Source organism: Micromonospora sp. NPDC048947 (genome assembly GCF_040649495.1).
Classification (GTDB): Bacteria; Actinomycetota; Actinomycetes; order Mycobacteriales; family Micromonosporaceae; genus Micromonospora; species Micromonospora alfalfae.
The window spans coordinates 35693-57211 of sequence record NZ_JBEZFO010000015.1; the positions used below are offsets into that span (position 1 = coordinate 35693).

The window sequence follows — 21519 nt, forward strand, 5'->3', positions numbered from 1 at the left end:
GCCGCTCGCTGTCGCCGGCCGCCCGCCGCCCGCCGCGCCGGTTGTGGCGGCGTGACCGCTGGTCAGGCGTGGGAGAGGGCGAAGGCGGTCAGGAAGCCGGCGACCGTGATCAGGCCGACGAGCAGGTGCGCGTTCTCGAACGCCTCCGGGACCATGGTGTCGGTGATCATGGCGAGGATCGCCCCGGCGGCCAACGCGGTGATGGCGGCCATTACCTCCGGCGGAGCGCCACCCAGCAGCGTGTTGCCGACCAGCGCGGCGACGCCGCTGATCAGCGCGATCCCGGTCCAGAGCAGGAACACGTACCGTCGGCTGCGGCCGGCCTGGCGCATGCCGGCGGCGCTGGACAGTCCTTCCGGAACGTTGCTGAGGAACACCGCCGCCACGGTGACCAGGCTGACGGTGCCGCCGCCGAGCAGGCTGGCGCCGATCACCACCGATTCCGGTACGCCGTCGAGCAGCGCGCCGACGGCGAGCGCCGAGCCGGAACCGGGCTGTTCGCTCTCGGAGGGTTGCTGGTCGCCGGACCGTTTCCGGTGCCGGGCACCGTGTCGGGCGAGTGCCAGGTTGGCGAGGGTGTAGGTCACCGCACCGGTGGCAGCGCCGAGAGCGGTGGGCAGCAGCCCACCCTGCGCGTGCGCCTCGGCGATCAACTCGAACGACACGGCGGAGAGCAGCACCCCCGCGCCGAACGCCATGATCGACGCGATGACGCGCTGCGGCACCCGGGCGAACCAGCCGACCGCTGCCCCGACCAGCAGAGCCGACCCGGCCAGCAACCCCCATCCACCCGCCTGTAACCACTCCGGCATTCGCGGGACCGTACCCACTGCCGCCGAGGCGACAAACCCGTTTGTGAGGTGGGCTCAGAAGTCGGCGAAGAGGTACGGCACCCGGCGGGGGAAGAGGCCGCGCAGTTCCGTGGCGGCGTCCACCGGCACCTCGCCCAGACCGCGTAGCGGCAGCTCGGCCGGGTCCAGCACCCCGTACGCGAGGGCGGAGAGCCCGGCGGCGGTGAGCGTGGCCGTCGGCGCGCGGCCGGTGGTGTCGTCGACCAGCTCCAGCGCGCCGGTAGTGCCGTCGAGCAGGTGGGTGCCGGCCAGCCAGCGGTCCCCGGTCAGCTCGATCCGCACCCGGCCCGGGCCGGCGGGCAGCCCGCTCAACGCGTCCAGCGACAGCAGCCGGGCCATCGGCGCGGACGCACCCGGCACTGCCGTACGGGCCTCGACGTGTACGTCCAGGTCGGTCAGCCACAGCTCGGGCAACTCGTCCGGCGGAACCTGAACGCTGATCCGCTCGATCTGGTCGACGTGCCGGGCGAAGAACTGCAACAGCAGCGTCCGCGCGAGCGGGTCGGTGACAAGCAGTTCGTTGCCGTGCAGCGTGCCGCCGTGTTCGTCGATCCGGTACGTCACCGCGCCGGTGACCTCCCCGTCGACCCGGGCGGTGAGCAGCCAGTACTCGTCACGGTCACGCATTCCGACCGCCCGGTAGTCCGGGAAGATCGCGAAGCCGTGTCGTTCCTGGAGGTTGCGCTCGGTGAACGCCCGCCACGCCGGATAGCCGGCGGCGACGCGTTCCCAGCCGACCTCGCCGGGCAGGTCCACCCGGAGCAGCGAGCCCAGGTTGGCCGGGGTGAAGGTGACCCGGCGTGGCTTGGGCAGCCCGATGTAGCCGAACCGGGCGTAGAAGCTGGGCCGGAACGGGTAGAGCGCGCTGAGCGGGTGGCCCTCGTCGCGCATCTCGTCGAGGAGTTGGTGCAGCAACGTCCGGACGTGCCCCTGCCGGCGGGCCAGCGGATGGGTCGCCACCCCGGCGACACCGGCCATCGGCAGCACCACCCCGCGCAGGTTCTGTCGCATCGGGATGGCCGAGACGGCGGCCAACGTGGTGCCGTTCTCCTCAGCGATCAACGTCCGGTTGCCCTGGTTGTAGGGCAGGTAGTCCCGGAACTCCGCGGTGCGGGTGGCGCTGAGCGGCGAGGACTCGAAGGCGTACGCGGCCAGCGGGAAGCTGGTGGTGAGACGGTCGTCGTCGGTCACCCGGCGGATGGTCATTCGCCCATCTCAACCCGCCGCGCGGGTCGCAGCAACCGGATTGGCCCGATCTACGGCCGGGCCGGCGTCAGCCGACCGGCAGGTGCCGCAGGTGGCGACGGCGGCGCAGGCGGACGCTGGCCACCGCTGCCACGCCCAGAGCCAGCAGGGCGGTGACGGCGAGCCCGTGCAGCAGACCCCGGGAGAGGTAGCCCTGGTCGGTGTTGTCGACCGTCCAGGTGGCGATCTCCCGACTCGACCAGAACGGTGTCAACCTCGCCCCGGACCCGGCCGGGTCGATCAGCATCTGCACCGTCACCATTGTGAGCAGCAGCAGCGTGCCCTCCAACTCGCGGGGCAGCAGCGCACCGATCAGCATCCCGAACGGCGCCGCCACCGCCACTGAACAGAGCAGCGCCGCCGCCAGGCCGCCGTACCGCAGGTCCGCGCCGTCGATCATCGGGAGCAGGAAGAAGGGTACGGAGATGACCAGCCCCACCGTCCACAGGCCGAGCATCCGACCGAGATAGAGATGGTGTGGGCGGTACCCGGCCAGCCGCAGCCTCGGCTCCAGTTCGCGGGCCGCGGTCGTGGCGAACAGCGCGGCGGTGCTCACCGCCCAGCCCACGCCGAGCAGCAGCGAGCGGACCGACTGCCCGAGGTAGGCGTCCCGCCGGATCAGGTAGAAGGTCAACGGCATCAACAACAACAGCAGGAGTACGCCCCGACGTCGCAGCAGCTCCCGCACTGTCATCTCGGCGACGGTGACGAGCCGGTTCACTGGCGGCCTCCCTGGTTGTCGGGCGCGTGCCGCACGGTCTCACGTGCCGGGGTCAGGTCGAGCACGATGTCCACCCGGTCGAGTTGGTTGAGCAGGTGGGTCACCACGACGATGGCCGTGCCGGCGTCGCGCAACCTGCTGAGCTGGTCCCAGAAGTTGACGTACGTGCCCTGGTCGAAGCCCTGGTACGGCTCGTCGAGCAGCAGCACGTCGGGGGCGCTGAGCGTGGACATTGTCAGGTTGAGCTTCTGTCGGGTGCCGCCGGAGAGATGGCGGGCCTGCACGTCGCCGCCCGCCTCCCAACCGAGCTGCCGCGCCGCCGCCCGACCGGCGCGGCGGGCCGGGCCCCGGGCCACACCCTGACCGGCGCCGACCAGCACGAAGTGCTCGTCGGCGAGCAGGAAGTCGGCGGTGCCGCCGGACTGCGGGCAGTAGCCGAGCCGCCCGGAGACGGCCACCTCGCCGGCGTCGGGTGACATGAGTCCGGCGCAGATCCGGAGGAAGGTGCTCTTGCCGCAGCCGTTCGCGCCGACGACTGCGGCGATCTGTCCGGCCCGGACGGTCAGCGTGGCGTCGCGCAGCACGGTTCGCCGCCCGTACCTCTTGGTGATGCCCGCCGCGTGCAGCCGGACCGGCCCGGGGCGCGGTCCGGGCGCGGTGCCGATGCTCTCCACGACCGCGCCCGCGTACTGCTGGGGTGGGCCGAAGACGACCCAGGGGTCGCCGCCGCCCTCGCGCAGGTGGGTGGCGGCCTCGGCGACCACGTGCCGTGCGGCGTCCGCCGCGACCCGGCGCTGGTGCAGCTCGGCTGTGAGCGTACGCAGCCAATCGTCGGCGTTCACCGGGTGACCCCCTTCGTGACGATGTCGTTCACCGGCCGGACGAAGCTGAGCCAGGCGCTGCCGCCGGCGCGGAGCGCCTCATGCCCGTCGTCGGTGAGCCGGTAGTACTTGCGGGCCGGCCCGGCGCTGCCCTCCCGCCACTGCGCGGTCACCAGGCCGGTCTTCTGCAGGCGCAGCAGCACGGGATAGAGCGTGCCGCCCTGGATCGGCCCGACGCCCGCCACGTCGAGCGCCTGGGCGAGCTGGTAGCCGTAGGACTCGCCTTCGGACAGCAGGGCCAGGACGCAGATGTCGAGCACCCCCCGCAGCCACTGCCCGCGCCGGTCGGAATCCACGCGTCGGACAGTAGCGGCGCAAGCTAGATGGCACAACCACCTACTGGGGCAGCGGAACCCGAACCGGCCGGTCCGGGTGAGCCGCCGAGTGGAGCCGTACGGGTCAGCGGGCGACGACGTCGGAGACCACGACTGTGACGTTGTCCGGCGCGCCGGCGTGGTGGGCCAGCTTCACCAGCTGCTCACCGCACTGCTGGCGGTCGGCGTACATGCCCAGGGCCGCGGCGATGGCCTCGTCCTCGACGTAGTCGGAGAGCCCGTCGCTGCACAGCAGCAGCCGGTCACCAGGGACCACTGTGAGCACCCCGACCGCGGGTGGGGTGTCGGCACCCTGCACGGCCCGGGTCACCAGGGACCGCTGTGGGTGGTGGCGGGCCTGCTCGGGAGAGAGGGTGCCCTGATCGACAAGCGCCTGCACGAACGTGTCGTCCCGGGTGAGCTGGGTCAGCTCCCCGTCGCGCAGCAGGTAGCAGCGGGAGTCGCCCACCTGGGCCAGCACCAGTGTCTCCCCGGCCAGCAGGGCCGCGGTGAGCGTCGTACCCATGCCGTCCCGGCTCGGGTCGACGGTGATCGCGGCGTGGATGCGCTGGTTGGCGGTGCTGACCACGGCACGCAGCGCGTCGGCGGCGCCGTCGGGGTCGGTGGGCGGAGCCAGCTCGTCCAGGATCCGGATCACGATCTCGCTCGCCACCTCGCCCGCAGGCAGCCCACCCATGCCGTCGGCGACGGCGATCAGGCGGTCACCGGCGAGGGCGGAGTCCTCGTTGTTGGTGCGCACCAAGCCGATGTCGTTGAGGATGACCGAGCGGAGGATCAGCGTCATGGGGTCAAGCTTGCCAAGAACAACCCGCATTCGTCTCTACGCCTCCTACCTAGGTCGAGAAATGATTGCGATTTTCGTCGACGAGGCCGACGGTCCGTAACCGATCGGCGGGGTCTCAGCGGCGCGGGTAGCGCAGTAGCAGGCTCGCGGCGACCTCCTCGTCACCCACCGCCGCGTAGCTGTGTGGCACGTCCGACACCCAGCGGAGGTGACCGCCGGCCGGGGCGGTCAGCGGCGCGTCGGCCGGCCCGGCGCGCAGCACCCCGGCGAACACTGTGACGTGCTCGGTGACTCCCGCCGGGTGGGCGGGGGAGAGCTGGCCGGGGCCGGGCGCCACCCGCATCCGGTACAGCTCGTAGGTCGCGTCGGTGTCGGTGAAGACCTCCAGCAGGGTGGCGGTGACAGCGGTGCCGTGCACTGTGGGCCCCGCGGCCGGCTCCGCCAGTACCGCCGTCAGCGGTACGCCGAGCTGCGCGGTGACCGCCCAGAGCGTCTCCAGGGTCGGATTGCGGGTGCCGTGCTCCAGGCCGGAGAGGGTGGCCTTTCCGACACCGGCGAGCCGGGCGAGTGTGGACAGCGAGATCCCCTGCTCCTCGCGCAGGGCACGGACCCGACGACCGACGACGGCGGGATCCACGTCGAGGCCCGGGCGCGGGGCTGGTGGTGGGTGCGGCACCCGGCTATCGTGCTACACGCTTCCGTTCCGTAAACGGAACAGTCGGGAGGATGGGGTGGCCGGACGCGTGCAACCGGTGCTGGCCGGGGTGGTGACCGCGCTGGTCGGCTTCGCCAGCTCGTTCACAGTCGTGCTGGCCGGACTCCGAGCGGCGGGCGCGTCGGACGCGCAGGCCGCCTCCGGCCTGCTCGCTCTCTGTGTGGCGAGTGGGTTCGTCGCCGCCTGGCTGGGCTGGCGGTACCGGATACCGATGAGCGCGGCCTGGTCCACTCCGGGCGCTGCGCTGCTGGTGGCGACCGGGCCACCGCCGGGCGGATGGCCGGTGGCGGTGGGCGCCTTCCTCGTCTCCGGTGTGCTGATCGTCGCGGCCGGGTTGTTCCCACCGCTCGGCCGTGCGGTGGCCGCCATCCCCAAGCCGGTGGCCGGCGCCATGCTCGCCGGGGTGCTGCTGCCGTTGTGCACCGCCCCGGTCCGCGCGTTGGTAGAGCTGCCGGTGGTGGCCGGGTCGGTGGTGGTCGGTTGGCTGCTGCTGCACCGGTTCGCCCGACGCTGGGCGGTGCCCGGTGCGCTGGTGGTGGCCGTGGCGGCGATCGCACTGACCGCACCGCCGACCGGCCTGACCGGGGCCGCGCTGATCCCGTCGGTCACGCTGACCACGCCGGCCTGGAATGCGTCCGCACTGGTCGGGTTGGCCCTGCCGCTGTTCCTGGTCACCATGGCCGCGCAGAACGTACCCGGCATGGCGGTGCTGGTCGGCTACGGCTACCGCCCGCCGTTCGGTGCCGCGCTGCGGACCACCGGCCTGGCCAGTCTGCTCGCCGCCCCGGCCGGCGGGCACGCGGTGAACCTCGCGGCGATCACCGCCGCGCTGGCCGCCGGCCCCGACGCGCACCCCGACCCGGAACGCCGGTGGATCGCCTCGGTCACCGCGGGCGCTGGTCTGGCAGTGCTCGGACTGGGCGCCGGCGTGGCCACCACGCTGGTGGCGGTCGCCCCACCGATCCTCATCGAGGCGGTCGCCGGGCTGGCGCTACTGGGTGCCCTCGCCACAGCGCTCGCCTCGGCGGTGACCGACCCGGCGACCCGCGAGGCCGCCGTGATCACCTTCGTGGTGACCGCGTCCGGGGTGACGCTGATCGGCGTGGGCGGCGCGTTCTGGGGCCTGGTCGCGGGCTGCCTGATGCTGCTGCTCTTCCACCGCCGCCAACCCGCCGCGTCCGACCAGGCCGCCACGCCCGACCAACCCGCCCTCACGGCACCCGATCGACCCGCCGCGTCGGGTCAGGCTGCCGCCGAGGCGCAGGGGAGATCGACTCGGGTTTCATGAAGTTGGGCTGTCCTGAGGCTCCGGACGCCCCGATTTCATGAAACCCGAGTCGATCAGGGCGGTTGGATCACTCCTCGGGGGGCAGATCGGCCACCCCGACGGCCAGGAGGACCCGGCCATCGGCCACCGATCCGATCCGGTCGGCCGGTACGTAGACAGCGCCGGTGCGGGTCAGGTCGGTCGAGACCTTCAGATAGCCGCTGTGCAGCAGCCGCGCCGCCAGGTCGGCCGGGACGTCCGGCTCCTCGACAGCGGTCGCCTCGATCAGTTCGTCCAGGCTGCTGCCCGGGTCGGCGGTCGGTGTCTGGACCGTCACCGCGTTCGGGTCACCCCGCTGGACGAGGTCCACCGTGCCGACCTCGGTGCCAGCTGAGTCGATCACCGGCATCCCGGTGGTGATCCGCGAGATGGTCGCCTGCTGCTCGTCCTGCTGGTCCATCCCGCTGCGGTTCCCAGGGCGGCGCGCCGCTAAACGCCGCCCGCGCCCGCGCCCGCGCCCGCTCGCCGTTCGGCCGGCTCCGCACGCCTCCGCCCGCTCGCCGTTCGGCCGGCTCCGCACGCACGCCTCCGCCCGCTCGCCGCTCGGCCCGGCTCCACCCGCCCAGACGCGCAGCCGCAGCCGCAGCCGCAGCGGCGGCAGCCGTAGCCTCGGCCGCGGTGTGGGTCGGCACCTTGGCCCAGAGCAGCGGCGGCCCAGAGCAGCGGCCGTTCCAGCGCAGCGGCGGCGGCCCAGAGCAGCGGCGGCAGCGCAGCGGCAGCGTTCCAGCGCAGCGGCGTTTCAGAGCGGCGGCTTGGAGGCCCGGAGGCAATGGTCCGGAGAGCGTGATGACTCTGAGTCATAGCTATGACTCAGAGTCATCACCGTCGACAGCAATGCCGCCTCCACGGCCCGTCCACTCAGCTGTTCGGGAGGGTCCAGCCGCCGGGCTGGCGGGGGGACAGCTCCCGCCAGGTGTCCGGGCCGTCGAGCAGCGCCCGGACAGTCTCCTCGGCCTCGTCCACACTGCCGTACTCGTAGAAACGGGAGATGCCCTCGGCGCCGCCGGCCCGCTGCTCGACGTGCCACCGGTCGGCGTCCACCCGGAGGAAGACGTCCCGCCGGGCCAGCCGCCCCCACTTCCCGTTCCACCAGTGCTTTCGCTGCTCCATGGCGGGACTCTATCGAACACACGTACGAGAAGGTGCGGCCCCTGCGGGAATCCCGCAGGGGCCGATGTGCATCCGTTCGGGTCAGCGCTGCGTCGGCGGCTCCGGGCGGCGGCCCAGCACGTCGTCCAGCGCCCCACGCTGCTGGCCGGGGGTGGTGTGGCCGGCGGAGACCAGGGCGTCCCGGATCTCGGTGAGCAGCTTGACCTCCTCGCTCGGCGCCGAGGGCGGCGGCTCCTCGCCCCGCTTGCGCCGCTCGGCCAGCCGGTTCATCGGGTAGACGACCAGGAAGTACAGCGCCAGCGCGGTCAGCAGGAAGGTGATCACCGCGTTGACGAACGCCACCCAGTCGAATGCGATGCCGCGGAAGGTGGGTGCCGTGCCGGCCAGGCCCTTGTCGCTGCCGGTGATGAGCAGCACGAAAACCCGGATCAGCGGGTCGAGGAACGACTTGGTGAGCTGGGTGACCACGCCGGTGAACGCGGCGCCGATGACGACACCGACCGCCAGGTCGACGACGTTGCCGCGCATGATGAAGTCTTTGAAGCCCTTGAGCATTCGTACTCCCGAGGTGTCCGCTTTTCTGTCGGGCACAACCTATGCCCGTTCGGCGGGTTCCAGAAAAGCGCCGGCTTCGAGCGCCGCCCGGCCGGGATCGCCGGCCCGGATCGCCTCGACCAGCCGGGTGTGGTCGACGTAGCGCTCGGGGGTGAGCTCCCCGCCCATGGCCTGGGCGACGGTGCTGCGCAGGGCGGTGCCCACCGAGGCGTACAGCTCGGCGAGCATGGCGTTGTGCGCGGCGGCGACCACCGCCGTGTGCAGTGCCGCGTCGGCCTCGACGAACGCGTCGACCCGGCCGCCGTGCCAGGCGGCCTCGCGTTGGGCGAGCGCGCCGTCGAGCGCTGCCAGGTCCTGCGGGGTACGCCGTAACGCGGCGAGGCGGGCGGCCTCCACCTCGAAGGCGCGGCGTACCTCGATGACCTCGGTCATCCGGTCGTCGCCGAGTCGGCGGGCGACCACCGGCGCCAGTTCGTCGGTGGACACCACGTAGGTGCCGGAGCCCTGCCGGCACTCCAGCACCCCGGCGTGCACCAGGGCGCGGACGGCCTCGCGGACCGTGTTGCGCCCGACGCCCAGCGCGGCGACCAGTTGCGGCTCGGTGGGGATGCGCCCGCCGACGGGCCATTCGCCACCGAGGATCCGGGCGCGGAGTTGCTCGGTGGTCTGCCGGACCCGGTGGCCGCGGGGTGGCACGGCGGGCTGGCCGAGGGGCGGCGCCGGCGGCGCGGGGGGGAATTCAACCGACGGTGGCACTGGTTACATCACCGGTCCCAAATTCATCCCATGATTGTAGGTTAACGGTCATGACCCCGCCACCAACAGCCGCTCCGGCGCTGCCCGCCCCCGTCGACAGTCGCCCGACGCGGGACCCCGGCACCGGCCGGCGGACGCACCCGGCGACCGGTGGCGCGCTGGTGCTGGTCGGGATGCTGCTGGTCGCGCTCAACCTGCGTGCCGTGGTGACCAGCCTCGGCGCACTGCTCGACGAGGTCCGCGACGGGCTCGGCCTCTCCGGCGTCACCGCCGGCCTGGTCACCACCCTGCCGACCATCGCGTTCGCCGGCCTCGGCGCGCTCACCCCGTGGCTGGTACGCCGGGTGGCGCCGGCCCGGGTGCTGGTGGTCGCCATGTTCGCCCTCGCCATGGGCCAGGTGCTCCGGGTCGCCACCGACTCGGCCTTGATCTTCGTGCTCACCAGCGCGCTGGCGCTGTCCGGCATCGCGGTCGCCAACATCCTGCTGCCGATGCTGGTCAAGCAGCACTTCCCGCACCGCACCGGCCTGGTCACCGGGGCGTACACGATGGCGTTGACTGTGGGCACGACGGTGGCCGCCGCCTCCGCGGTGCCGATCGCGCACGCCTTCGGGTCCTGGCGGGCCGGGCTCGGCGTCTGGGCCGCGATGGCCGCGGTGGCCGTACTCCCGTGGGTGCCGCTGGCACTGCGGACCCGGGCCGCGGCGCGGCGGGCGACCCCGACGGCGGTCGTCGCCACGCCGACGCGGGTCCGGCCGGCGCGGACCCGGCTGGGCTGGGCGATGGCGGTCTACTTCGGGGCGCAGTCGCTCAGTGGGTACGCGATCATGGGCTGGCTGGCCCAACTGTTCCGCGACGCCGGTTACCAGCCGGAGTCGGCCGGGCTGCTGCTCGCGGGGGTGACCGCGCTCGGGGTGCCGATCGCGCTACTGATGCCCACCCTGGCCGGTCGGCTCGGCAGCCTGCGGCCGCTGGTGCTCGGGCTCACCACCGCGTCGGCGCTGGCCTACCTGGGGTTGGCGCTCGCGCCGCACGGCGCCGCGCTGCTCTGGGTCGCCCTGCTGGCGATCGGTCAGGGCGCGTTCCCGATGATCCTGACCGCCATCGGCCTACGCGCCCGCACCGCCGAGGGCACTGTCGCGCTCTCCGCGTTCGCGCAGAGCACCGGGTACGTGATCGCCGCCCTCGGCCCGCTGATGGTCGGCATCCTCTACGAGGCCACCAGCGGTTGGACCGCGCCGATCGGGTTCCTGCTGGGTGCCCTCGCCGTGCAGACGACGGCGGGTATGGCTATCGCTCGTCCCCGTTACGTCGAGGACGAGTGACGAACGCCGACGGTCAGGAGGACGCCGGCGTCGATTCGCCGGCGACTGCCTCATCCACCGACGGGTAGGTGTGCAGCACCTCGACCAGCCCGCTCACCTCAAGGATGCGCAGCACACCGCGCTGCGGTGCGGCCAGCCGGACCACGCCGCCGGCCTCGTCACAGCTGTTCTTGGCGCGGACGAAGACCGACAGACCGGTCGAGTCGCAGAACGAGACCTCCGCCAGGTCGAACACCAGCCGGTTGCGGCCCTTGTCGAGCAGGTCGGTGATCTGGTCCTGTAGCTGCGGTGCGGTGGCCATGTCCAGCTCGCCCGCGACCGACACGACGACCACGTCGCCGCGTTGTTCCGTGTGCACCGTCAACGACATTCGCCAGACCTCCTGTTATCGGGGGAACGGTATCCCACGACCACCCCCGGAGGTAGAACGGGAGCCGTCATCCGGTGGCCATCGTCATTCCGTTGCTACGGGGCAAGTAGTTGGTCAGGCCCCGGTGATAGAGTCCGCCCGGTCCAGGTCAAGGGGGTTCGAAATGGCGTTGAGCACCGAAGAAAGTGGTCGGCTCGTCGCGCTGCTCAACGGGCAGGACGAACGGGTCACGACTCGGTGGACCGAGATCGTCACCAGTTCGTTGCGAGGCCGGCTGAGCCAGGCGGAGCTGCGCCGACAGGTCCAGGACCTGCACCGTGCCATCGTCGCCAGCGGCGAACAGGGCTCCATCGATCTGTCCGCCGACAGCGCCGCCGAACTGCGCGCCGCGCTCTCCGAGCTGTCCCGTGGCCGGGCCCGGCAGGGCTTCTCCGCCACCGAGACCACCATCAGCGTCTTCGCGCTGAAGGACGTGCTGGCCGAGCTGGTGCAGGAGGCCGGTGGCACTGACGCGCTGAAGGACTACGTCGCCTTCTCGAAGCTTGTCGACGAGATGGGCCTGTTCACCTTCGAGAGCTTCGTCCGCACCCGGGAGAGCCTGATCGCGGATCAGGCCGAGCAACTGCTCGAACTCTCCACGCCGGTGGTGAAGCTCTGGGAGGGTGTCGTCGCCGTCCCGCTGGTCGGCACCCTGGACTCGGCCCGGGCCCAGGTCGTCATGGAGCGGCTGTTGCAGACCCTCGTCGACACCGGCTCGCCGTACGCGATCATCGACATCACCGGCGTGCCGGCGGTGGACACCCAGGTCGCCCAGCACATCCTGAAGACCGTGGTGGCCGCCCGGCTGATGGGCGCCGACTGCATCATCTCCGGCATCCGCCCGCAGATCGCGCAGACCATCGTGGCGCTCGGCATCGAGTTCGGCGACATCGCCACCAAGGCGAGCCTCGCCGACGCGCTGCGCCACGTGCTGCGGCTCAACGGGGTAGAGACCGCCCGCCGCCAGCCGCGCCGGGACATCTGATGGAGCGGGTGCCGATCCTCAAGATCGGGGACATCCTGCTCGTCTCCATCCAACTGGACATGTCCGACCAGACGGCGGTCGCGCTCCAGGAGGATCTGGCCGAGCGGATCGTCGACACCGGCTGCCACGGCGTCATCATCGACATCACAGCGCTGGACATCGTCGACTCGTTCGTCGGGCGGATGCTCTCCACCATCGCGTCGATCTCCAAGGTGCTCGACGCGGAGACGGTGGTGGTCGGGATGCGTCCAGCCGTCGCCATCACCCTTGTCGAACTCGGGCTGTCGCTGAACGGCATCCGTACCGCGCTGAACGTGGAGCGCGGCATGGAGCTGATCGCGGCGGCCCACGCCGACGAGCTCGACTACCAGCTCGACGACGAACCGGACGTCGAGACGGCCACGCCGTGACCACGGGCGTCGACCTGGGCCAGCCGCAGGCGCAGTCGGTTCGCAGCGATGAGGACGTGGTGCGCGTCCGGCAGTTGGTCCGCGCCGTGGCGGTGTCCGTCAAGCTGTCCCTCGTCGACCAGACCAAGGTGGTCACCGCGGCGAGCGAGTTGGCCCGAAACACCCTGGTGTACGGCGGTGGCGGGTCGGTCGAGGTGACGGTGGTCAACAACGGCCGACGCAATGGCGTGCAGATAGTGTTCGCCGACTCCGGGCCGGGCATCGCCGACCTCGACCTGGCCATGACCGACGGCTACACCAGCGGCGGCGGTCTCGGCCTCGGCCTCAGCGGGTCCCGCCGGCTGGTCGACGAGTTCCAGATCGAGACGTCGGCGGAGAGCGGTACGCGAATCACGGTCACCAAGTGGTCCAGGTGAACGCCGACGCGGTCACCGACAGCGGCATCTGGTTCCGGGTGGAGGCCAGCAGCGCGGCGAGCGCCGTCCGGCGCGCCGCCGAACGTCTCGGCGCGCAGGTGGAGATGGGGGCGGCGCGCATCGCCGACCTGGCCATCGTGGCGGCCGAGCTGACCAGCAACCTGGTCAAGCACGCCGACGAGGGTGTCCTGCTGCTCCGGCCGGTACGCCGCGCCGGGCAGGCCGGGGTGGAGTTGGTGGCGATCGACTCCGGGCCCGGCATGGCCGACCTGACCGTCTCGTCGCAGGACGGGCACTCGACCACCGGCACACTCGGCATCGGTCTGGGTGCCATCGTCCGGCAGGCCAGCTGGTTCGACGGATACTCACTGCCCGGCCGGGGCACCGTCCTCGCCGTGCAGGTCTGGCCGGCCGAGGCGGCGCGACCGTCCTGGGCCGGCGCCCTCACCCGACCCCTGACCGGCGAGACGATCAGCGGCGACGGCTACGCCGTCCGGGTCGTCGACGGGCGGCACCAGGTGCTGGTGAGCGACGGGTTGGGGCACGGCCCGCTCGCCGGGGCCGCCACCGACGCGGCCCTGGCCGCATTCCGCGACGCCCCGGCCGGCCCACCGGCGATGGTGGTCGGTCACCTGCACCGGAGCATGTCGCACACCCGGGGTGCCGCGCTCGCCGTCGGAGAGCTGATGCCGGAGGCAGGCGTGCTGCACTACGCCGGCCTGGGCAACATCGCCGGCGTGGTCGTCGAGGGTGACGGCCGCCGTCGGGGGCTGGTGTCGCTGCCCGGCATCGCCGGCCACCAACGGCCCACGATCCGGGAGTACGACTACCCGTTCGGTCCCGGCGCCCGGCTGGTGATGCACAGCGACGGGGTGGTCGACCGGTGGCGGATAACCGACTACCCGGGCCTGGCGGAGCGATCCCCGCTGGTGATGGCGGCGACCCTGCTCCGAGACGCCGGTGTGCGACGCGACGACGCCTGCGTACTTGTCGCGAGGTCGTGGGCGTGAGCGGGGACCCGGCAGCGCTGCCGCTGCTCCAGATGGCGCTGCGGGTCGAGCAGGACATCTTCGTGATCCGTCAGCGGGGGCGCGAGGTGGCCGCTGTGGTCGGCCTCGAACACCAGGACCAGGTGCGAATCGCCACCGCGCTCAGCGAGGTCGCCCGCGATCTGCTGCGGACGACCGGCGGTGCCGACGTCTCCTTCCACGTCGACACAGCCGCCGACGGCCGGTTTCACCTGCGCGCCGACCTGGCCCCGATGTCCCCGCTGCCGGACGGCCGCTACCAACCGCAGTCCGGCGCGGTGTCCCGACTGGTCGACACACTGAGCGTGTCGACCGTCGAGGGGGTTACGGTCGTACGGATGTCCCGACGAGTCCCGGCCAACGCGCCGACGCCGACCCCGGAGCGGCTCGCCGAGTTCCGTGCCGAACTCGGCCGTACCGCGCCGGCCAGTGCGCTGGATGAGCTGACCGTGCAGAACGGGCAGCTCATCTCCGCACTCGACGAGGTGCGCAGTCAGCGCGACGAGCTGGCCGTGCTGAACGAGGAGCTGGCCGAGACCAACCGCGGCGTGCTGGCGCTCTACAACCAGCTCACCGAGGAGCTGGAGGAGACCAACCGCGGTGTCGTCGCCCTCTACGCCGAGCTGGACGAGAAGTCGGCCCAGCTCCGGGCGGCAAGTGAGTCGAAGAGCCGGTTCCTGGCCAACGTGAGCCACGAGCTGCGCGCCCCGGTCACCGCGATCATCGGCCTGGGGCGGCTGCTCACCGACTCCGCCTCCGACCCGCTCACCGACGAGCAGGGCCGCCAGGTCGATCTGATCCGCTCGTCGGCGGCAGATCTGCTCAACCTGGTGAACGAACTCCTCGACCTGGCCAAGGCGGAATCCGGCCGGATCGAGCCGGAGCTGGCCGAGGTCGACCTGCGGCCGGTCTTCGGGCAACTGCGCGGCACCCTGCGCGCGCTGGCCACCCGCCCGGAGGTGGAGCTGGTCGTGGAGGAGCCCAGCGGGCCGGCGGTGCTGCGCACCGACGAGGTGCTGCTCGGTCAGGTGCTGCGCAACCTGCTGCACAACGGGTTGAAGTTCACCGAGCGCGGCGAGGTGCGACTGCGGGCCAGCCAACACGGCGACCGCTGGCAGTTCGAGGTCAGCGACACCGGGCCGGGCATCGCTCCTGAGCTGCGCGACCGGATCTTCGAGGAGTTCTACCAGATCCCCGGAGCCACCCGGGTCGGCGGCACCGGCCTCGGTCTGCCGTACGCCCGGCGGTTGGTGACGCTGCTCGGCGGGTCACTGGAGCTGACCAGCACGCCCGGCGAAGGCAGCACGTTCACCGTCTCCCTACCCGTCGGCGGGGCGTGACGGCATGGACGGCGTACCGACAACCATCCTGGTGGTCGACGACAGTCGTACCAAGCGTTACCTGCTGGTCAGTTGGCTGACCCGGGCCGGGTTCACAGTGCTGGAGGCGGAGAACGGCGCCGAGGCGTTGGCTCGGGTCGAGGAGGACCGGATCGACCTGGTGGTTCTCGACGTCCGGCTGCCCGACCTGAGCGGCTACGAGGTCTGCGAGCAGATCAAGGCACGGCACCCGGCGATGCCGGTGGTCCACGTGTCGGCGCACGCAGTGGACGTGGCCGACCGCGCCCAGGGGCTCACCCGGGGCGCTGACGCGTACCTGACCGAGCCGATCGAGCCCGAGGAGCTGATCGCCACCACCCGGGCGGTGCTGCGCTACTACCAGGCCCGGCAGCGCGCCGAACTGCTCGCCGAGCGGCTGCTCGGGTTGGCCGACACGACAGTCGCGGTGCACGCCGCGCCGACCTTCGCGCGCCTGCTGGAGGCCGCAGCCGAGGGCGCCGCCCAGATCTTCAAGAGCCCGGCCGCGGTGATCGCCGAGACCTTCGACGGCGACTGCCTCGCGGGTGTCTGCGCCGGTCCCGGCGAGGTGGCCGCCGTGGTGCCATGGGTCGTCGACGACACCGGGGTGCCGACCGGTGCCACAGTGCGAGTGGAGACCCCGGCGAACTGGGCGCTCGTCGACTGGCCGGTGGACGACACGGTGACAGTCGCCGCCGCCCGACTGCGCGAGGACCGGGCCCCGCTGTACGTGGTGGTCCCGACCGCCACCCAGACCGCGCGGACCCCGGTGCTCAAGCAACTGGCTCAGGCGGTGGCGGCGGCAGTGGAGGGGCAGCGCTCGTTCGACGAGGAGCACCGCATCGCTGTCACCCTCCAACGCAGCCTGCTCCCGCGCGGACTGCCCACCGTGGCCGGCCTCGACCTCGCGGTGCGCTACGAGCCGGCCAGCGCGCAGACCGAGGTGGGCGGCGACTTCTACGAGCTGGTGATGCTCGACGGTCACCTGCTGCTCGCGATCGGGGACGTCGCCGGGCACTCACTGCACGCGGCGACGGTGATGGCCGAGCTGCGGCACGCGGTGCGGGCGTACGCGGTCGAGGGCCACCAGCCCGGCGAGATCCTGCACCGGGTCAACGAGCTGATGCGGACACTGCTGCCGAACGAGCTGGCGACGCTCTGCGTCCTGCTGATGCACCCGCCGACCGGACGGGTCCGGCTGGCCAGCGCCGGGCACCTGCCGCCGCTGCTGATCCAGGACGGCAAGGTCGAGTTCGTGCAGCATTCAGCGCCGCTGCTCGGCGTCCGCGCCCCGCGCCCGGCCGACCTGGAGTTCGTGGTGCCGGCCGGGGCCACGCTGGTCTTCTACACCGACGGGCTGATCGAGCGGCGGGACGCCACCATCGACGAGGGGCTTGCCGCACTGGCCGGGGTCGCCGCGACCGTCGACGGTGACCTGGACCAGTTCTGCGCCCGGCTGCTGGTGGAACTGGCCCCACCGGAGATCCAGGACGACGTCGCCGTGGTCGTCCTGCGGCGGCGCTGATCTGCCAGCGCTGCCGGCGCTGTCAGCTCCTCGGCTTCCTCAGCGCACCGAGCGGGCGTACGCGGCGGGGGACACCCCGGCGACGGCGGTGAAGTCGCGGACCAGGTGGGCCTGGTCGCTGTAGCCGAGGTCGGCGGCGAGGTCAGCCCAGCTCAGCGGGCCACCAGCGGCCTGTTCGACAGCCTCCTGGAGCCGGTAGCGGCGGATCACCCACTTCGGCCCGACCCCCACGTACTCGATGAAGAGCCGCTGCAACCGGCGGACCGGAACGTCGTGCCGCGCGGCGAAGTCGTCGACGCGCAGCACCGTCCGGTCGGTACGGATCGCCTCGGCCAGTCGGACAGCCTCCTCGGCCATCGGGTCCGGTTCCGGTTGCCAGGCGGTGAGGAGGGTGTCCAGCGCCCGGCAGCGCTCGTCGTCGCCGGCCGCCGAGGTGGGTGCTCCCGGGGACGTGCCCGCGCCCACCGGGACGTCGACGTGGGTCAGCCGGCCGGCGGGCATCGGCACCCTACGGCCGGTCAGCTCACTGACCGCGCGCCGCCAGAACGGGTGGAAGCCGCCGGGGCGGAACTGCACCCCGGCCACCCGGCCGGTGCCACTGAGCGTGATCCGGAACAGGTCGCGGCCCACCCCGGCCACCTCGCCGGACTCGGGCCCGTCGTCGTCCCGTCGGAACACCACGTTCACCGCCGGGTGCGGCACGACCCGCTGCTCGAACGGCGCGCTCAACGCCCAGTCGATCAACCAGTAGTGCTCGACCCACTGGCGTAGCGACTCCGCCGGCAGGTGTCGGCGGAAGCGCATCTCGCGCAGCAGGCGCCCGGGGTCGAGAATCCCCCGGCTGTCGCCACGCGGTCGCTGTCGCATTTGTTCAAGACCACCCTCATACGCTGGCCCTATGTCCACTCAGACTAGCGAGCTGCTGGCGGCCGCCGCGCCGCGAACCGTCGATGTCGTACGGGGTGTCTCCGACGACCAACTGGACCTGCCCACCCCGTGCAGCGACTACCTGGTCCGTGATCTGCTCAATCACCTCTTCCAGGTGGTGGTCAACTTTCAGGACCTGGCCGAGAAGCGTCAGGTGGAGTGGGCCGAGAAGCCCGACCACCTGGGTGACGGCTGGCGGGACCGCTTCGAGGTGGAGGTCGGCCGGTTGGTGACCGCCTGGTCGGACCCGTCCACACTGGAGGGTGTGTCACCGGGCATGGGTATGCCGCAGCCAGTCATCGGCGGCATGGCCCTGCTGGACCTGACAGTGCACGGCTGGGATCTCGCGGTCGCCACCGGCCAGCCGTACGACCCGGCTCCGGAGGCGGTGGCCGAGCTGCACGCGCTGGTGGAGCGGTTGGGTCCCACCGCCCGCAAGATGGGCGTCTTCGCCGACCCGCTACCCACCCCCACCCCCGACCTGCCCCCCGACCTGACCCACCTCCTGACCCAGACCGGCCGCACCCCCACCTGGCCCCAAACCCCCTAACCCCACCCCCCGACCCCCACCCCCCGACCCCCACCCCCCGCCTCCGCCCCACCCACTCCGTTGATCATGAAGTTTTTGCCATCTGTCGCGGCGTGTCGGCGCAATAACTTCATGATCAACAGCGTGAGGGGTGGGTGGGGGTAGGGGTGGGTGGGGGTGGGGGTTGTTGACTTGGGTATTCGCTGGGTGAATAGTGGGTCGGGTGTCCACGCCGCATGTTCTGCTCGGGCTGCTCGCTGGGGGCAGCCGGCACGGGTATGAGCTGAAGCGTGCGCACGACGAACGGCTGCCGAGGGCTCGGCCGCTGGCCTTCGGGCAGGTCTACGCCACTCTCGGCCGCCTCGAACGTGACGGGCTGGTGGCTTCCGCCGGGCAGGACCGGGTGGGCGGGCCGGATCGCACCGCGTACGCGCTGACCGACCAGGGGCGGGACGCACTGGACCAGTGGCTGTCCACTGTGGAAGCACCAATGCCGTACGTGGCCAGCACGCTCTTCGCCAAGGTGGTCGTGGCGTTGCTGGTCGCCGATGTCGATCGGGCCCGGTCGTACCTGGTCGCCCAGCGGGCCGCGCACACCGCACGGCTGCGTGAGCTGACCACGGTCAAGGGTGACCCGGCCGCCACCCTCAGCGACGTGGTAGCAGCCGATTTCGCGATCGCCCACCTCGACGCGGATCTGCGGTGGCTGCACGCCACCCTGGGCCGGGTCGCCGACTGGCACCGGGAGGTGCATCCGTGACGCAACTCCAGGCTCGCGGCGTGGTTCGGGCGTACGGCCCGACGCCGGCGCTGCGCGGCGTGACGCTCGAGGTGGCGGAGGGCGAGATCGTCGCCGTCACCGGGCCGAGTGGCTGCGGCAAGTCGACCCTGCTGCACTGCCTGGCCGGGATTCTCCGGCCGGACGTCGGCGAGGTCACCTGGCGTGGGCACCGCATCGACACCTGGTCGGAGGCGGCCCGGTCCCGGCTGCGGCGCACCGAGTTCGGGGTGCTGTTCCAGTTCGGTCAACTGGTGGCCGAGTTGACGGCAGCCGAGAACGTCGCCCTGCCCCTGCTCCTCGCCGGCACGGGGCGGCGAGAGGCACGGACGGCGGCGCTCACCTGGCTGGAACGGTTCGGGGTGGCCGAGGTGGCCGACGTGCGGCCGGGTGAGATGTCCGGGGGTCAGCAGCAACGCTGCGCCACGGCGCGGGCGCTGGTGACCGAGCCTCGGGTGCTCTTCGCCGACGAGCCGACCGGCGCACTGGACACGCTCGCCGGCGAGCAGGTCCTCACCCAACTGGTCCGGCTCGCCCGCGAGCAGCGCACCGCCGTCGTGCTGGTCACCCACGAGCCGCGGATCGCCGCGTACGCGGATCGGGAGATCGTGCTGCGCGACGGCCTGGTGGACCACACCGGCCTGGGGCTCGACGTGCCGCTGGCCGGCGGTGCCCGTTGAGACCGACGACGCTGCTCCGCCTCGCGCTCGCCGGCACCCGCACCGACACCGCCCGGGTGGTCCTCACCGCGCTCAGCGCCCTGCTGGCGACCCTGGCCGGGCTGACGGCGCTCACCGTGTTGGCCATCGAGAAGCCCGCCGGCGACGCCTGGGCCCAGTCGGAGCAGTACCGCAACGCGCTGCTGCGCGAGCCCGGGTTGCGCGGTGGCACGGCGTTCGCGCTGCTGATGCTGATGATCCCGGTGCTGGCGTTGGCCGGTCAGTGCGCCCGGCTCGGCGCGCCGGCACGGGACCGCAGGTTGGCCGCGCTCCGGTTGGCCGGCGCCACGCCCGGGCAGGTCACCCGGCTGGTGGTGCTGGAGACCGGCGTGGCCGCTCTGCTCGGCACGCTCGTCGGGCTGGGTGTCTATCTGGTCGGCCGCGATCTGCTGCACCGCCCGGACGCGCAAGGGCGACTGGCCCTGCCCACCGACGTGCTGCCGTCGACCGGCGCGCTGGCCGGAGTGGTGCTCGGTCTGCCGGTTGTGGCGGCGCTGGCCACCGTCCTGATGCTTCGTACTGTCACCACCAGCCCGCTCGGGGTGAGCCGCAAGGCCGCCCGCGAGCGTGGTCCGGGTCCGTGGGCGGGGCTCCTGATCGGGTTCGGCGTGGCCTCGTTCGCGGTGATCCGCCCGGTGGTGAATTCGATCGACGACGACGGAGGGCTGACCTGGCTGGTGCCGCTGTTGTTCGCGGGGGGTGCCTTGGCGGCGATGATCGGGGTGGTGATCGGCACCGGCTGGCTGTCGTACCACTGCGGCCGGTTGTTGCGCCGGCACGCCCGGGGTCCGGCTGCCCTGCTCGCGGCGGGCCGGCTGATGGCCGACCCGTGGGCGGGTAGCCGCACGTTCGCGGCGCTGCTCGCCGCCCTGATCTTCGGCGGGGGCGCAGCCGCCCAGCGGGCCTACTTCGGGACCAAGGACCAGCTTGAGCGGGAGCAGAACCGGGTCGCCGGGTTGGATGGTGGCACCAACCCCTTCTACCTGTCCACTATGGATTACGTCGATGGCGCGATTGCCGTGGCCATCCTGATCGCGACGGGCGGGCTGATCGTCGCGCTGGTCGAGGGGATCGTCGCCCGCCGACGCGCCTACGCCGCACTGGTCGCCACCGGGGTGCCCCGCGCCACGCTGAGCCGTTCGGTGGCCTGGCAGGCGTTGGCGCCGGCAGCACCGGCGATCCTGCTCGCCCTCACAGTGGGCACGCTGCTCGGCCGAGGGCTTGCCGCGGCGGAGGTGTCGGCGGGCGGCGGGTCGACGATGATCTGCGAGGCCACGGCAGCGCTCTGTGCGGACCCTGCCACCAGCGCACAGTACAACCGGATCGTGCACATTCCCGAGGTGCAGCGCGCCGTTCCCGTACCTCTGGAGCACCTGGCGTGGCTCGGCGCCGGCGCCTTGGCCGCGGTGCTGGTGACGATCGGCGTCGGCCTGCTCTTCCTGCGCGTCAGCACCGCCCTGGACGAGCTGCGGACGACCTGAGTCGAGCCGAACCCGCCGCCCGGCCGGGTCAGGCGGCGAGCAGGCCGGAGGAGAGCGCGATCAGGGTGCCGACCACTGCCGAACAACAGCAGACCAGCAGGCCGGCGACCACAGCGAGGATCAGCCAGACCCGGCGATCCCGGGCCACCGACGCCACGCTCGGACGGCGGCCCTCCTCGGCGGCCCCGCCGTCACCATCCGTAGCCCCGGTCACCCCGGAAGTCTAGGCCGCGACATCCGCTGCGACCCGGGAACACCGGGCGCGGCGCCTGCCACCCGTGACCCGCCGGTGATCGCGCCCGATCAGGAAAGTGGCGCCCTCTCAACGACCGAGGGGACGGACCACCTC

26 protein-coding genes are annotated in these 21519 nt (G+C 72.2%); 12 read left to right on the plus strand and 14 right to left on the minus strand.

From position 1 onward, the window contains the following. Positions 1 to 62 precede the first annotated feature (62 nt). The 7 genes from AB0B98_RS21450 to AB0B98_RS21480 all read right to left on the minus strand — a co-directional run bounded on the left by AB0B98_RS21450 (position 63) and on the right by AB0B98_RS21480 (position 5493). Positions 63 to 812, minus strand: a complete 750-nt coding sequence (locus AB0B98_RS21450; RefSeq protein ID WP_357364747.1) for a ZIP family zinc transporter — start codon at positions 810 to 812, stop codon at positions 63 to 65. Between the two features lie 54 nt (positions 813 to 866). After that, positions 867 to 2042, minus strand: coding sequence for a GNAT family N-acetyltransferase (locus AB0B98_RS21455; protein WP_357364749.1), 1176 nt, complete (start codon positions 2040 to 2042; stop codon positions 867 to 869). 82 nt (positions 2043 to 2124) lie between these two features. Next, positions 2125 to 2817 (minus strand): ABC transporter permease, encoded by a 693-nt coding sequence (locus AB0B98_RS21460; protein ID WP_357364751.1) that lies wholly within the window; start codon positions 2815 to 2817, stop codon positions 2125 to 2127. Beyond that, positions 2814 to 3659: an ATP-binding cassette domain-containing protein gene (locus AB0B98_RS21465; protein ID WP_357364752.1), complete on the minus strand. Its 846-nt coding sequence runs from the start codon at positions 3657 to 3659 to the stop codon at positions 2814 to 2816. Before AB0B98_RS21465 ends, AB0B98_RS21460 begins: the two co-directional genes overlap by 4 nt. Continuing rightward, a complete protein-coding gene (locus AB0B98_RS21470) occupies positions 3656 to 3994 on the minus strand; it encodes a PadR family transcriptional regulator (RefSeq protein WP_357364753.1) in 339 nt (112 codons plus the stop codon). The genes AB0B98_RS21465 and AB0B98_RS21470 overlap by 4 nt, the downstream gene beginning before the upstream one ends. Before the next feature lie 103 nt (positions 3995 to 4097). Next, complete coding sequence (locus AB0B98_RS21475) at positions 4098 to 4817, minus strand: protein phosphatase 2C domain-containing protein (protein ID WP_124770664.1); 720 nt, start codon at positions 4815 to 4817, stop codon at positions 4098 to 4100. 115 nt (positions 4818 to 4932) lie between these two features. Next, positions 4933 to 5493, minus strand: a complete 561-nt coding sequence (locus AB0B98_RS21480) for an XRE family transcriptional regulator (RefSeq protein ID WP_357364754.1) — start codon at positions 5491 to 5493, stop codon at positions 4933 to 4935. 55 nt (positions 5494 to 5548) lie between these two features. Here AB0B98_RS21480 and AB0B98_RS21485 point away from each other — a divergent pair, with 55 nt between their 5' ends. Beyond that, a complete protein-coding gene (locus tag AB0B98_RS21485) occupies positions 5549 to 6820 on the plus strand; it encodes a benzoate/H(+) symporter BenE family transporter (protein ID WP_357364757.1) in 1272 nt (423 codons plus the stop codon). A gap of 67 nt (positions 6821 to 6887) precedes the next feature. On the opposite strand, the gene AB0B98_RS21490 is transcribed toward AB0B98_RS21485, so the two are convergent. The 4 genes from AB0B98_RS21490 to AB0B98_RS21505 form a co-directional block, all read right to left on the minus strand. Next, positions 6888 to 7259 carry a hypothetical protein gene (locus AB0B98_RS21490; protein ID WP_091395802.1) on the minus strand — a complete coding sequence of 124 codons (372 nt, stop codon included), beginning with the start codon at positions 7257 to 7259 and terminating at the stop codon, positions 6888 to 6890. A 458-nt stretch (positions 7260 to 7717) separates the two neighbouring features. Continuing rightward, a complete protein-coding gene (locus tag AB0B98_RS21495) occupies positions 7718 to 7969 on the minus strand; it encodes a hypothetical protein (RefSeq protein WP_238668674.1) in 252 nt (83 codons plus the stop codon). A gap of 81 nt (positions 7970 to 8050) precedes the next feature. Further along, positions 8051 to 8524 carry a large conductance mechanosensitive channel protein MscL gene (gene mscL / locus AB0B98_RS21500; RefSeq protein WP_357364759.1) on the minus strand — a complete coding sequence of 158 codons (474 nt, stop codon included), beginning with the start codon at positions 8522 to 8524 and terminating at the stop codon, positions 8051 to 8053. A gap of 39 nt (positions 8525 to 8563) precedes the next feature. Continuing rightward, the gene (locus AB0B98_RS21505) at positions 8564 to 9220 is read right to left on the minus strand and encodes a FadR/GntR family transcriptional regulator (RefSeq protein WP_357364761.1); all 657 of its coding nucleotides are present in this window, start codon (positions 9218 to 9220) and stop codon (positions 8564 to 8566) included. A gap of 110 nt (positions 9221 to 9330) precedes the next feature. Here AB0B98_RS21505 and AB0B98_RS21510 point away from each other — a divergent pair, with 110 nt between their 5' ends. After that, positions 9331 to 10605, plus strand: a complete 1275-nt coding sequence (locus AB0B98_RS21510; RefSeq protein WP_357364763.1) for an MFS transporter — start codon at positions 9331 to 9333, stop codon at positions 10603 to 10605. Positions 10606 to 10618: 13 nt separating this feature from the next. On the opposite strand, the gene AB0B98_RS21515 is transcribed toward AB0B98_RS21510, so the two are convergent. After that, complete coding sequence (locus AB0B98_RS21515; RefSeq protein WP_357364765.1) at positions 10619 to 10975, minus strand: STAS domain-containing protein; 357 nt, start codon at positions 10973 to 10975, stop codon at positions 10619 to 10621. 163 nt (positions 10976 to 11138) lie between these two features. Between AB0B98_RS21515 and AB0B98_RS21520 the strand changes: the two genes are divergently transcribed. Genes AB0B98_RS21520 through AB0B98_RS21545 form a run of 6 tightly spaced genes read left to right on the plus strand, consistent with a single transcriptional unit; the run spans position 11139 to position 16736 of the window. Continuing rightward, complete coding sequence (locus AB0B98_RS21520; RefSeq protein WP_357364767.1) at positions 11139 to 11999, plus strand: STAS domain-containing protein; 861 nt, start codon at positions 11139 to 11141, stop codon at positions 11997 to 11999. After that, positions 11999 to 12409, plus strand: coding sequence for an STAS domain-containing protein (locus tag AB0B98_RS21525; protein ID WP_357364769.1), 411 nt, complete (start codon positions 11999 to 12001; stop codon positions 12407 to 12409). The genes AB0B98_RS21520 and AB0B98_RS21525 overlap by 1 nt, the downstream gene beginning before the upstream one ends. Continuing rightward, a complete protein-coding gene (locus tag AB0B98_RS21530) occupies positions 12406 to 12825 on the plus strand; it encodes an anti-sigma regulatory factor (protein ID WP_238668679.1) in 420 nt (139 codons plus the stop codon). The genes AB0B98_RS21525 and AB0B98_RS21530 overlap by 4 nt, the downstream gene beginning before the upstream one ends. Then, positions 12822 to 13835, plus strand: a complete 1014-nt coding sequence (locus AB0B98_RS21535) for a SpoIIE family protein phosphatase (protein ID WP_357364914.1) — start codon at positions 12822 to 12824, stop codon at positions 13833 to 13835. The genes AB0B98_RS21530 and AB0B98_RS21535 overlap by 4 nt, the downstream gene beginning before the upstream one ends. 32 nt (positions 13836 to 13867) lie before the next feature. Next, positions 13868 to 15193: a sensor histidine kinase gene (locus tag AB0B98_RS21540; RefSeq protein WP_357364916.1), complete on the plus strand. Its 1326-nt coding sequence runs from the start codon at positions 13868 to 13870 to the stop codon at positions 15191 to 15193. A gap of 4 nt (positions 15194 to 15197) precedes the next feature. Continuing rightward, a complete protein-coding gene (locus tag AB0B98_RS21545; RefSeq protein ID WP_357364772.1) occupies positions 15198 to 16736 on the plus strand; it encodes a SpoIIE family protein phosphatase in 1539 nt (512 codons plus the stop codon). Positions 16737 to 16775: 39 nt separating this feature from the next. Here AB0B98_RS21545 and AB0B98_RS21550 read toward each other — a convergent pair whose 3' ends face one another. Beyond that, positions 16776 to 17603 carry an AraC family transcriptional regulator gene (locus tag AB0B98_RS21550; protein WP_357364774.1) on the minus strand — a complete coding sequence of 276 codons (828 nt, stop codon included), beginning with the start codon at positions 17601 to 17603 and terminating at the stop codon, positions 16776 to 16778. A 31-nt stretch (positions 17604 to 17634) separates the two neighbouring features. On the opposite strand from AB0B98_RS21550, the gene AB0B98_RS21555 reads away from it, so the two are divergent. From AB0B98_RS21555 to AB0B98_RS21570, 4 genes are all read left to right on the plus strand, one after another. Then, a complete protein-coding gene (locus AB0B98_RS21555; RefSeq protein WP_357364776.1) occupies positions 17635 to 18213 on the plus strand; it encodes a TIGR03086 family metal-binding protein in 579 nt (192 codons plus the stop codon). A 202-nt stretch (positions 18214 to 18415) separates the two neighbouring features. Continuing rightward, positions 18416 to 18952 (plus strand): PadR family transcriptional regulator, encoded by a 537-nt coding sequence (locus tag AB0B98_RS21560; RefSeq protein ID WP_238668682.1) that lies wholly within the window; start codon positions 18416 to 18418, stop codon positions 18950 to 18952. Next, a complete protein-coding gene (locus AB0B98_RS21565; protein WP_238668683.1) occupies positions 18949 to 19650 on the plus strand; it encodes an ABC transporter ATP-binding protein in 702 nt (233 codons plus the stop codon). Before AB0B98_RS21560 ends, AB0B98_RS21565 begins: the two co-directional genes overlap by 4 nt. After that, the gene (locus AB0B98_RS21570) at positions 19647 to 21170 is read left to right on the plus strand and encodes an FtsX-like permease family protein (RefSeq protein ID WP_357364778.1); all 1524 of its coding nucleotides are present in this window, start codon (positions 19647 to 19649) and stop codon (positions 21168 to 21170) included. Before AB0B98_RS21565 ends, AB0B98_RS21570 begins: the two co-directional genes overlap by 4 nt. A 28-nt stretch (positions 21171 to 21198) precedes the next feature. Here AB0B98_RS21570 and AB0B98_RS21575 read toward each other — a convergent pair whose 3' ends face one another. Next, positions 21199 to 21384, minus strand: coding sequence for a hypothetical protein (locus AB0B98_RS21575; protein WP_357364780.1), 186 nt, complete (start codon positions 21382 to 21384; stop codon positions 21199 to 21201). Positions 21385 to 21519: the final 135 nt, after the last annotated feature.